This window comes from Acinetobacter sp. WCHAc060006 (genome assembly GCF_004209135.1).
GTDB classification, from domain to species: Bacteria; Pseudomonadota; Gammaproteobacteria; order Pseudomonadales; family Moraxellaceae; genus Acinetobacter; species Acinetobacter cumulans.
Map to the genome: position 1 here is coordinate 1 of NZ_SGSS01000051.1, position 10,475 is coordinate 10,475.

Below are 10,475 nucleotides of genomic sequence, written 5' to 3' on the forward strand. Positions count from 1 at the left end.
ATTGGCGACGATATTCAGGTCCATGTTTCTTGCGTTTCCATTCGCCCTCACCTAGAAACTTCATGCCTGTAGAGTCCATGAGTAGATGCAGCCCATCGCTACTTTTTTGGTAACTGATTACAATATCAATATGCTTTTGTCTTCTACAAAGCGTGGTGTAATCTGGAGCTATCCAATTTAATCCGCAAAGTTTAATCAGACTTTGCACAAAGCCAGTGACCATACGTAAAGACAGACGGAATAAGGATTTAATCATTAAGCAGCATTGGATGGCTGCGTCGGAGTAGATTTGATTTCGCCCTTGTTTGCCTTTTGATGGAGCATATCATTGCGTAGCAGGATCAAACCAAATGGCAATATTTCCTCGACTCATGAGTGCTCGGTTATATGCGGGCCAATTGGTTGTGCGGTAGATTTTGTGTGTAGGCTTCTTCATTTGAAAATTATATCGCTGAAAAACCCTTTACAGATAGGTTTGTGCAACAAAGCCATTCAGAATTGAAATAGAAAAATTTAAAAATAAATAACTTGGAAATAGATTTTATGATAAAATTCAATCAGCTATATTAATTTCTACACTTATGTCTGCACTACAAAAAATTAATGAAGATATGATAGTGAATCTTCCTAAGGGTGATTTACACGTTCATTTAAATGGAGCTATTCCAACAAATTTAGTTAAGGAATTATTAGCAAAAAATACAAATGGAATTCCCTCAAATTTTGATATTAATAAAGATTTAAATATTCTCGAACCACAAAAAAATCTGCAAGATTATTTAAAACCATGGAAAGTCTTAAATTTAATACCTAGATCGCAGAGTGATTTAAATAAAATAGTATTACAAACATTTTTTAGTTTAAAACGGCTTTGTTGTATAAACATTCTTCAAGATACTGATTTTTAAGGATTTGTTTAAATTTTAATCCAAAAATAAATTAAACAAAATCATAGTCTTAGATATTTATGCAACAAAGCCCCATTAGAGCTAAACTCCATTTACTAATGTCATATTTAAATCTAATGGTATGAAAGTACTATCAAATATACTGTTTAAATTACAGCGATTTCATTCTTGCTTCCATTATTTCGAATTTGAAGTCTTGGAACCATTGAATTATTTAAGTAATCATAAATAACCATTTCAGGATGATGCAGATCAAATGCTTGTCCAAACCATATACAAGCAGCATTGGATGCACATGGTAAGACATGAATTTTGGTAATTCCTTTATCTGTTAGACTATGAAATAACGCATGAATATCTTGCATGAAACTTAGTCCTCGTTCAGGATTTCTTATTGCTCCATTCCCCATATATTCTGGTTTAGCAGTAATATTAATTACCGGATGTCCTAATTCAACAGCCTTATTTTTAGAGGTTTCTGGATCAGCAGTGAGATTCAATCTAATAGTAATTTCAGTACAATCTTCTATTTCACTGAAATTATTAATTTCATACGCTTTGGTTGTACATATAAGATCAGGCCACATCCAACAACTTCCATCCCTATACATAAGCATAGGTATAAATTTCCCTTTATTTCCTAATTTACTTCCTAATGCTATTAGGCATGGCATAGGGCCGAAGCCAAAAATAGCTACTCTCTTATCATCAAATTTAGTTTCCCTAAGTAATTGTTCTGTTTGAACTTCAAATTCTTCTAAAAAATACTTTTTATAGAACTCATCAGCTGAAGCTCTTAAATGAGCTGGTAATGGTTCATGAATTAGTGTCTTATCTTTATGCAAAATAGATTTTAATGGGAGAAGGCAGCTTGCAATATCACGTCGTGAAGGAGACTGAGGAATATTGCGATTCACGGGCCAGAAAAATAAATACACTGGCATAGGAGTAAAGCTTAAAGAATCTAATAAATCTTCGCATTGTGCTGTGAAATTACTTCTCATTTGCGAGAGTCTTGAAGCTGTATATTCTGCGCCAGCAACTTTATCAATTAACCTATGATGTTTTTCACATAATAATAAAATATTCGTTGGATCATCTGATAGTTGATATGAGAAGAAGGGGATACCGCGAGTAGAATTTTCTGATGCTGCAACATTATGAGCTAAAACGCCATATGTACCTTCAAATCCAGTTATTTCATCTATGTTTAATTTTGCACCACATCCTTTAAACATACATCGGCCATGACTTGAGAGATAAATCTGGTTTTTATCTTTTTCAGATAAATCGTTACCCCTACCTGTAAGATGCTCAAAATCAAAAATTCTTTTTATGAAATATTCTAATTGGTTTACAGGGTTTGGTTTTTGTTTAGGAATCTTTCTAGGAACAAAATCTACATCTTTAACTTCGCTCTCTTGAGAGGAGGTTAAATTCCATGTTTCTTTTAACTTTTCAAAATCATGTAGAGTGTGGGCATCAATTATGTGACCTTGAAGAAAGCGTGCATAAATGGAAATTTTTTTGGCAAGCAATCTTCGGACAAAAGTTAAAGTATCATCATAATTGAGAATTATACGGAAAAAACTTTCAGGGCTTTTATTTTTCAATAAGACAAAAATTATATTTTTACGTTCTTCATCAACTAATACACCTAATGAATCTATACAAATATGCTTTAAAATTTCTTCTATATATTTATTTGCATTTGATAAATCATCTATTGCTGATAAAGAAGTCTGTAAACTTAGGGATGGGTCTAGTTGCATTTTCAATTTAACTCAATATAACCTAACAGTTTGATTTTAAAATTTTTTCTACCAATCCAGATTCCAGTTTTTACTCTTCCGATTATTAAATATAAAACTGGGTCATTAAGATTGGTAATGCCATTTAGAACAGTATCTATATCCCTTAAATCGGTTGGAGAGGGTGTTGGTACATCTTCAGGATGTGTATGCCATAGGCCTTGAAAATTATAGAATTTTTTAGATTCGTTCCAAGCTTGTATTAAAGCATATTGGTGGGACTTTGACCTAAAGAAAGACATACGTGTTTGACAGTCTCCTTCCATAGGAGAGGTAAAGCTTTCAATGATTTTAGCTTTAGTTTCTATGTCTGTTCTTCCAATTAGAATGCCACCCGATTCTGGAGAATCTGATTCTAATTGTATAAATTGCTTTAAACTCTTTAAAACATTTGCTTGAATAATAAAGACTTGGCCTGTAGGTGTGTCACATTTAATCCTCCCTTGAGTTATGTATTGCAACATGGGCATACTTCTTTATAAATTTCTTTTAAATTCAATATATTAATTCCATTTGAATTATTTACTGAATTATAAAAAGGGGTAGTAATTATTCCATTTTTATTTGCATTCTGATTGTCGCCAGAAATAGAAACAAATCCTAATTGTTGATTCAGGACATATTCAGAAATATAGCTTGCTAGCTTCATGCAATTTAAAGAAGAGAAGGGGGTAAATGCACCAGCACACCCTGTAATATTTTTAGCAATTAGCTGTCCAGATTGTACATATTTATACATAGGGGTAAGACTTTTATTTGATTTTTCATCAAAATATAAGCAGTTTAAACATCCTACATGTTTATTATTGAAAGAAATAAAATGTCCACCTAAATCATAAGGTTCTAACCAGCCTATTATTACTTGAATGTTTGCACTTATTTCATAAATAGTTTTTACGAGAGAAATCTCAGTAGGAGTATGGCCAATTGCTATGATGATAGTATCAATATCTTCAGTAATTTTTGATTTTATCCAGCTTTCACCATGGCTTACGAATGGAAAAATAGTTAATCCGGGCCTTTCTATTAAAAACTTATTAGCTAAAGAAGTAGATTTATAGGTATTAACATACTGCAAACCTAAAGAATGACGATAAATATTATCTGTTTTTAAAAGCTCTGGATCTATGAAAGAAAATTTATTTACGCCTGTTTGAGCTAATATCTCTGCAATCTTTGAGCCTAAAGCCCCACATCCGATAATCGCTATATGTCTTGTTTTTTTCTCTTGCCCCGTTCTATTTAATAAATAATCTATCCACGCTCTTTGTGTTAAAGAGACTTTAAAGCCTTTGAAGGATACTTTTTCTTTGAAAGAATACCAAATGGCATAATAAAAAATCACATAAGCAAATCCATGTTCATTTGGAATTCCCACTAGGGCATAATGATTGCCTTGTTTTAACAAAGATCGTTTGTTCTCATTAGAGAGGGTATTAACAATTTTTAGAAAATAGTCCTCATTAAAATAATCTCCTATATCTGGTATGGGGAAAACAGAAGCATCTTCTAATAATATCTTATGAATTTTTACTTTTGTGAGCTGGTTGTGGTTTATGTAAGAACTATCGCCATCATCAATATGCTCTAATATTTGATGATTCCCTTTTGATGATTTTCTTAACCAACCATATAAATTAAATGTAGAAGTAGGGTCGCAATGTAATATTACATCCTCATTTATATTTTGAGTGCTGCCTAAATATCCTTCTAGTTCGTTATACAAGCTTACTCGGTTGTTTAATTGAAAATTAATAAAAGATTGCTTGAGTATATCTATAGCCCTTTCAAAGAATTCAGTAATAAGTTCTTTATGTCTATAGCCTTCAAAGTTTTCACCTTGATGATCCGTAGTACAAATTTCCCCACTTTGACTCACATGATCTAAGGCAGACATTGGTCGTGTCAATATTCTAAAAATGGGAGGTATCGTCCAATTAGCTCTATTTTGAAAAATTAGACCAAGGCAAACCTGTTGTGTATTAATGAGAAAATCAAATTTTAGATTAACCCAATCCTTAGTAATAGAAGTGACATGGATATTTTGAGCTCCATGTTCACTTAATAGCTTTTCAATATTGTCTAACTTTGGGTTATCAAAAAACATTGAGTTTTCCTAAGCAGATTTTCCTTCTTGAGTGTAATAAGTTTGTACTACTGGTTCGGACACTTCTTGTATTTCAGGGATAGGGAATTGTCTTCCAAAAGTTTTATTTAAAATTTTGCAAGCTTCTACTGTATCAGTTTCCTCATTTACAGCTTCTAAAGATGATTTTAAATCTTCAAGTTTTGATTTTAAGTGCTCCATTTGTTTTCGGGTCAATTTTTCGAGTAAGTCTACACCTTGATGTGCAGGTAAATTAATTACGAGTCTGAAGTAATACTCGTTATTTTCTGGATCAATGCTAAAGGTAGTGAATTGATCTAATACATTATTTACTATAGAAAGTAATACCTTATTATCATTCTCATAATCTTCAGCTGTTATATGCTCATATACAGCTGTAGTGATAGCAATACTCTTAAAAAAATCTAGACCTTTCTCATTTCGCCATTGTTTCAAGTAGCGAGTACATCGTCTAAACTGATGACGTAAATCTGAATCATCTTCAAATTTTCCCAAAATTGTATCGGTAAGTTCAGTAGGATTTGAAATATCCCAAGTCTTAAGGTCTTCAGAGGAGAATTCCTTACCTCGAGCTAGATACATATTGCCTTTGTCGTCTTCAGCGTAGATGGGCAGATCTACATGATAATCGGGACTACCATTTTTGAGATAAGTGACAGTTACGCAAGGTCGTTTGATCGTTACAGTTCTATTTGAATGAGTTAAAGCATCTCTAACAATTTTTTTAATTTCTACTGAGCCATATTCCTCTTTGTCACAATCTAATAAAACTCCTACATCAATATCATAATCTCCATTCTTAGGCTTAATCCCTGTGCCCAAGGCATAACTACCTTGATTAAAGTATTCAACAAATTGAGGACCATTTGGATCCTTTTTGAGTTCATCTTTTAAGGTGCTAATCAAAAGGTCACGTTTTTCACGTAATGTACTTTCTTCGTCATAACGACCTAATCGAATATTTGTGTGGAACTTAGCATAGTGTTTTTGTGGATTCGCCATATTGTTGTATTCCTGTAGTGCTTTTGTTGTTATGGGGATCTCCTATATTAAATACAAGTTAAGACATTAAAAAAAATAGAATTTTTAAAGGGAAAATTTAATCAAAAAATATTTAAACAAACGATGAGATGTATCAATCTCCAATTTTTAGCATTCCTTCCCAACTAAAATAGTTTTGAGTCAAATTCTTTCTGGACATCGCCCATACACGACCATGCATCTTGCAAGGTCCAATTACGGCATCGCCACCACAGAGTAAAAAGAATGTTCAAAATAAACAGTCTAAAAATTCTGAATAGCCTTTTAGAACAGAGAGTTAAGGCACACAATTTAAAATAGTCAGTGAGCCTATCAAAATCCTCATGTATGAAACCTAAGAAGTTCCACATTTTTCTGGGTATACAAGCCTAAATTTTATGGAAAGAATTCATATGCTGCTCCTTTAGCTAAAAGAGTATTCAGCTTACGATTCGTGGTTATTTTCAACAGTGCCTTCTGGTAAGGGTCGGCACCTGCACATCAAAAAAATCTCCCCCCAGAGTACGGCTGTTTCTATCGGGGGTAGAATATTCATTCTGTTACTTTAGACTATACCCTAAAGTTACAATCTGAAAGTTCATGAAATTATGTATCATTTAAATGATTTTTAATCATAAGTAACATGTAACTTTAGTGTTAAAGAATTATAATTTACGAAATTGTTCATTTTTATCCAATTGGGGCGTGAAAAAGTGAAAGGCCAAAAAGTAGGGTATGTCCGGGTAAGTTCTGTCGAGCAAAACACTGGACGTCAACTTGAAGGAATTGAGGTCGACCGGATTTTTGTTGACCATGCTTCAGGTAAAAATACTGACCGACCTAAATTTCAGGAAATGTTGAACTATGTCCGGGAAGGGGACAGGGTGATTGTACATTCAATGGATCGTTTTGCGCGAAGCCTAAAAGATTTGGTCACTGAAGTAGATAAACTGGTCAAACGAGGGATCGCCATCCAGTTTGTAAAAGAAAATATTACTTTTACAGCCGAATCCACCCCGATGGATAATTTGATGCTTCAAATGATGGGTGCTTTTGCACAGTTCGAACGTGAGATCATTTTAGAGCGGCAAAAGGAAGGAATAAAACTCGCCTCTGCTCAGGGGAAGTACAAAGGTCGGGTGCATAAACTAAAGCCTGACCAAGCTGAAGCTTTACGACAAGCATGGAAGGAGGGGAAGTATCCATCGAAAATGGCATTAGGGAAAGCTTTTGGGATTAGTCGTCAGGCGGTATACCGATATTTACAAGTTAGTGAATAGCTTATTGGGATTAGCAAATCTTTTATGACTTTTACATATATTCTTATTAAAGGAAAACTATTTTTAATCTTTTAAAATAGTTATAAGATAAACAAAATTTGTTGATTTTATAACATGAAAATATCATTACTGATCTCATCACTTCCCAGTCAAAGCACAACCGCAAGAATGCGAATTTGGCGTTCATTAAAGTCAAATGGTGCAGCAACTTTAAGAGATGGTGTTTACCTCTTACCCGAAGCACATTCTGAAAAATTTGAGTCTGTTGTTCATGATCATCTTAATGAACATGGGCATGCCTATATCTTTCAGACTGAACCTCCTGCACATTTAGACCTTGCTCAACTTTTCGACAGAACTGGAGAATATGAAGAACTGAGAACTGAAATTTCACAAATACAAAATACGCTTGAGGAAAATAAGAAAAAAGAACATCTCAAACAGATTCGAAAATTAAGAAAAAACCTCAATTCACTGATAGAAATAGATTTTTTCCCAAATACTCATCAAAGCAAAACACTGAATGAACTCACCCGATTAGAACAAGTTATTGCCCGGTTAGGTGAATACGATGAACCCAATAATTTTGAACAGCAATTAAAAGTCCTATGCAAGCAAGATTTTCAAAATAAAATCTGGGCAACCAGAAAGCGTCCTTGGGTTGACCGTTTGGCATCGGCATGGATCATTCAGAAATTTGTAGACCCTCAGGCAAAATTTATTTGGTTAGAGCATCCCAATGATTGCCCCAAAGATACCTTAGGTTTTGATTTTGATGATGCCCAATTTACCCATATCAATCATCTAGTCACTTTTGAAGTGTTAATGCATAGCTTTGAATTACAAAACCCTGCTTTAAATAAAATCGCTGAAATTGTTCATTTTTTAGATGTTGGGGGAAATGAGCCTGCCGAAGCCTTAGGCATTGAAAAAATCTTGCAAGGCTTAAGAAGCACGATCACAGATGATGATCAATTACTCCATCTTTCAAACCATATTTTTGATGGCTTATATGCAGACTTTCAAAGGAATTTAACATGAATAATAAGCCATCTTTAATAGATGAAACAGAAATTGAATCTATCAGCTTTTGGCAAGCATTCAAATTTTGGTTAAAACTGGGATTCATTAGCTTTGGTGGTCCTGCCGGGCAAATCGCTGTTATGCACCAAGAGTTAGTTGAAGAAAAAAAATGGATTTCAGAACAGCGTTTTATGCACGCATTGAATTATTGCATGCTCTTACCCGGCCCCGAAGCTCAACAACTTGCAACTTATATTGGCTGGTTAATGCATAAAACCAAAGGTGGCATCGTTGCAGGGGTTTTATTTATTCTACCTTCTCTTTTTATCCTCATTGGGCTGTCTTGGGTCTATGTGAAATATGGCAACGTCCCGATCATTGCCGGTTTGTTTTATGGCATTAAGCCCGCAGTTGCCGCAATTGTATTTCATGCCACGTATCGTATTGGCAGTCGTTCATTAAAGAATAAATTTCTATGGGCGATTGCAGTTATCGCTTTTCTTGCAATATTTATTTTTAATATTCCTTTCCCTTTAATCGTTTTATGTGCAGCGATATCGGGTTATTTGGTCGGTAAAAAGTATCCTGATTTATTTAAGCTAAATGCACATCAGTCCAGTCAAAAATCCTATGGACGTGCAATTATTGATGATGATACCCCTACACCTGAACATGCTGTTTTTAAATGGTCTCATCTGATCAAAATAACTGTAATTTCAGCACTTTTATGGGCAATTCCACTCATCTCTTTAACAGCAGTTTTGGGATGGAGTCATTCTTATACTCAACTGGCTTGGTTCTTTACTAAAGCTGCACTTCTGACATTTGGTGGTGCTTATGCTGTTCTGCCTTACGTTTATCAAGGCGCTGTCGGTTTTTATCACTGGCTCACCCCAACTCAAATGATCGATGGTTTAGCCCTAGGTGAAAGTACTCCCGGCCCATTGATCATGGTGGTGGCTTTTGTCGGCTTCTTAGCAGCTTATAACCATTCGCTGTTGGGTGCTGAATATCAATTTATTGCAGGTGCATTAGGTGCAATCATCGTCACGTGGTTTACTTTTATTTTCTCATTTTTCTTTATCTTAGCCGGAGCACCTGTTATAGAGTCCACACACAATCAAATTAAATTTACTGCCCCTTTAACCGCCATTACCGCTGCCGTGGTGGGCGTAATTTTAAATTTGGCACTCTTTTTATGTTACCACGTGCTTTGGCCACAGGGTTTTGAAGGGAATTTTGATTATATCTCTGCCATTATTGCAATTTTAGCTGTAGTCGCATTATTTAAATTTAATCAAAGTGTGCTCAGAGTCATCATCGGTTCTGCTTTAGTGGGTTTAACGATTAAAATTTTACTATAAAGAATGAACACTAGAGGTATGGATAAAAAATCTATGCTTCTTTTGACACGATTCAAGGTATCTTCTTTCATATAAAAAATTAAAGAATATTCCACTAAATCACTCACCATTTAACATAATGGTGGTTATGCGAAGTCGACTTGTAATGCAATTTGCATTACAATATTCCTAGTACATTAAATACTTGGGAAATATGATGGCTACTGTTAACTTCAGGATCGATGAAGCCCTTAAAGAAAAATCTTATTCAATCCTTAAAGAGCAAGGTATTGCACCTACTGATTTCTTCACTAGTATTCTTGAGTATGTTGCTACGACTGGGAAACTGCCTGTCAAAAAAGCTTTGCTTTCGGAAGAAGATGAAGAATTATTAGCTCTTGTCCGTAAGCGCATTAATGATCCTAAAGAGATGTTTGAGGAAGTCACATTAGATGACTTATAAGCTTTTACGTCACAAGGACTTTACAGCAGAATGGGAAAAACTCCCTGTTGCTATACGAGATCAATTTAAAAAGAAACTAGCCAAAGTCATAGAGCAGCCACATATTCCAAAGAATATGCTTAGAGGCGATCTTGCAGGTTGCTATAAAATCAAATTATTAAAAGCTGGTGTCCGACTTGTCTATCAAGTTAAAGATGATCAGGTAGTTATCCTGCTCATTACCGTCGGAAAACGAGCTGATAGCATAGTTTATGACGAAGCGAAAAAGCGAATTAAAGACTAAAAATGGGAGCTTATAGCTCCCATTTTTGTGTAGAGGCAGCAAGATTATGCTGTTTTGATCAGAACTCAGTTAACCATCCCGGGATTCTGCTCTGGCCCATTCAGCGCAGTTTTTTACTTTGGATGAAGTTAACCCATGTTATATTGCACAAGATAAAAAGGCACTGTTGCAAAGTTAGCGATGAGGCAGCCTTTTGTCTTATTCAAAGGCCTTACA

General features: G+C 34.6%; 10 protein-coding genes and 1 pseudogene. 6 read left to right on the top strand and 5 right to left on the bottom strand.

Annotated features, from left to right (window positions below; translation table 11 throughout):
- Positions 1-436, bottom strand: a pseudogene (locus tag EXE29_RS16610) (IS5 family transposase); the annotation flags it as partial.
- Positions 437-581: 145 nt separating this feature from the next.
- On the opposite strand from EXE29_RS16610, the gene EXE29_RS16615 reads away from it, so the two are divergent.
- On the top strand, positions 582-908 hold the full coding sequence (locus EXE29_RS16615) for a hypothetical protein (protein ID WP_005028412.1): 327 nt from the start codon (positions 582-584) through the stop codon (positions 906-908).
- A 146-nt stretch (positions 909-1,054) separates the two neighbouring features.
- Here the strand turns inward: EXE29_RS16615 and EXE29_RS16620 are convergent, their stop codons facing one another.
- From EXE29_RS16620 to EXE29_RS16635, 4 genes are read right to left on the bottom strand one after another with little or no spacing between them, the layout of a single operon-like run.
- Complete coding sequence (locus EXE29_RS16620) at positions 1,055-2,680, bottom strand: SAVED domain-containing protein (protein WP_005006366.1); 1,626 nt, start codon at positions 2,678-2,680, stop codon at positions 1,055-1,057.
- A gap of 2 nt (positions 2,681-2,682) precedes the next feature.
- Positions 2,683-3,183, bottom strand: a complete 501-nt coding sequence (locus EXE29_RS16625) for a Mov34/MPN/PAD-1 family protein (RefSeq protein ID WP_005006362.1) — start codon at positions 3,181-3,183, stop codon at positions 2,683-2,685.
- On the bottom strand, positions 3,168-4,826 hold the full coding sequence (locus EXE29_RS16630) for a ThiF family adenylyltransferase (RefSeq protein ID WP_005006360.1): 1,659 nt from the start codon (positions 4,824-4,826) through the stop codon (positions 3,168-3,170). Before EXE29_RS16630 ends, EXE29_RS16625 begins: the two co-directional genes overlap by 16 nt.
- Positions 4,827-4,835: 9 nt before the next feature.
- On the bottom strand, positions 4,836-5,849 hold the full coding sequence (locus EXE29_RS16635) for a nucleotidyltransferase domain-containing protein (protein WP_005006358.1): 1,014 nt from the start codon (positions 5,847-5,849) through the stop codon (positions 4,836-4,838).
- 731 nt (positions 5,850-6,580) lie between these two features.
- Here EXE29_RS16635 and EXE29_RS16640 point away from each other — a divergent pair.
- The 5 genes from EXE29_RS16640 to EXE29_RS16660 all read left to right on the top strand — a co-directional run bounded on the left by EXE29_RS16640 (position 6,581) and on the right by EXE29_RS16660 (position 10,259).
- Positions 6,581-7,147 carry a recombinase family protein gene (locus EXE29_RS16640; protein WP_120365077.1) on the top strand — a complete coding sequence of 189 codons (567 nt, stop codon included), beginning with the start codon at positions 6,581-6,583 and terminating at the stop codon, positions 7,145-7,147.
- Between the two features lie 114 nt (positions 7,148-7,261).
- Positions 7,262-8,188 carry a chromate resistance protein ChrB domain-containing protein gene (locus EXE29_RS16645; RefSeq protein WP_026055779.1) on the top strand — a complete coding sequence of 309 codons (927 nt, stop codon included), beginning with the start codon at positions 7,262-7,264 and terminating at the stop codon, positions 8,186-8,188.
- Positions 8,185-9,534, top strand: a complete 1,350-nt coding sequence (chrA, locus tag EXE29_RS16650) for a chromate efflux transporter (RefSeq protein ID WP_001060713.1) — start codon at positions 8,185-8,187, stop codon at positions 9,532-9,534. The genes EXE29_RS16645 and chrA overlap by 4 nt, the downstream gene beginning before the upstream one ends.
- 196 nt (positions 9,535-9,730) lie before the next feature.
- On the top strand, positions 9,731-9,976 hold the full coding sequence (locus EXE29_RS16655) for a type II toxin-antitoxin system RelB/DinJ family antitoxin (protein WP_000246755.1): 246 nt from the start codon (positions 9,731-9,733) through the stop codon (positions 9,974-9,976).
- Complete coding sequence (locus EXE29_RS16660) at positions 9,966-10,259, top strand: type II toxin-antitoxin system RelE family toxin (RefSeq protein ID WP_000221358.1); 294 nt, start codon at positions 9,966-9,968, stop codon at positions 10,257-10,259. Before EXE29_RS16655 ends, EXE29_RS16660 begins: the two co-directional genes overlap by 11 nt.
- Positions 10,260-10,475: the final 216 nt, after the last annotated feature.

Excerpts from the sequence above, each read along its gene's own strand:
- EXE29_RS16625 (WP_005006362.1), bottom strand. The coding sequence starts at position 3,183 with ATGTTGCAATACATAACTCAAGGGAGGATTAAATGTGACACACCTACA.
- EXE29_RS16620 (WP_005006366.1), bottom strand. The coding sequence starts at position 2,680 with ATGCAACTAGACCCATCCCTAAGTTTACAGACTTCTTTATCAGCAATA.
- EXE29_RS16635 (WP_005006358.1), bottom strand. The coding sequence starts at position 5,849 with ATGGCGAATCCACAAAAACACTATGCTAAGTTCCACACAAATATTCGA.
- EXE29_RS16615 (WP_005028412.1), top strand. The coding sequence starts at position 582 with ATGTCTGCACTACAAAAAATTAATGAAGATATGATAGTGAATCTTCCT.
- EXE29_RS16655 (WP_000246755.1), top strand. The coding sequence starts at position 9,731 with ATGGCTACTGTTAACTTCAGGATCGATGAAGCCCTTAAAGAAAAATCT.
- EXE29_RS16630 (WP_005006360.1), bottom strand. The coding sequence starts at position 4,826 with ATGTTTTTTGATAACCCAAAGTTAGACAATATTGAAAAGCTATTAAGT.
- chrA (WP_001060713.1), top strand. The coding sequence starts at position 8,185 with ATGAATAATAAGCCATCTTTAATAGATGAAACAGAAATTGAATCTATC.
- EXE29_RS16645 (WP_026055779.1), top strand. The coding sequence starts at position 7,262 with ATGAAAATATCATTACTGATCTCATCACTTCCCAGTCAAAGCACAACC.
- EXE29_RS16660 (WP_000221358.1), top strand. The coding sequence starts at position 9,966 with ATGACTTATAAGCTTTTACGTCACAAGGACTTTACAGCAGAATGGGAA.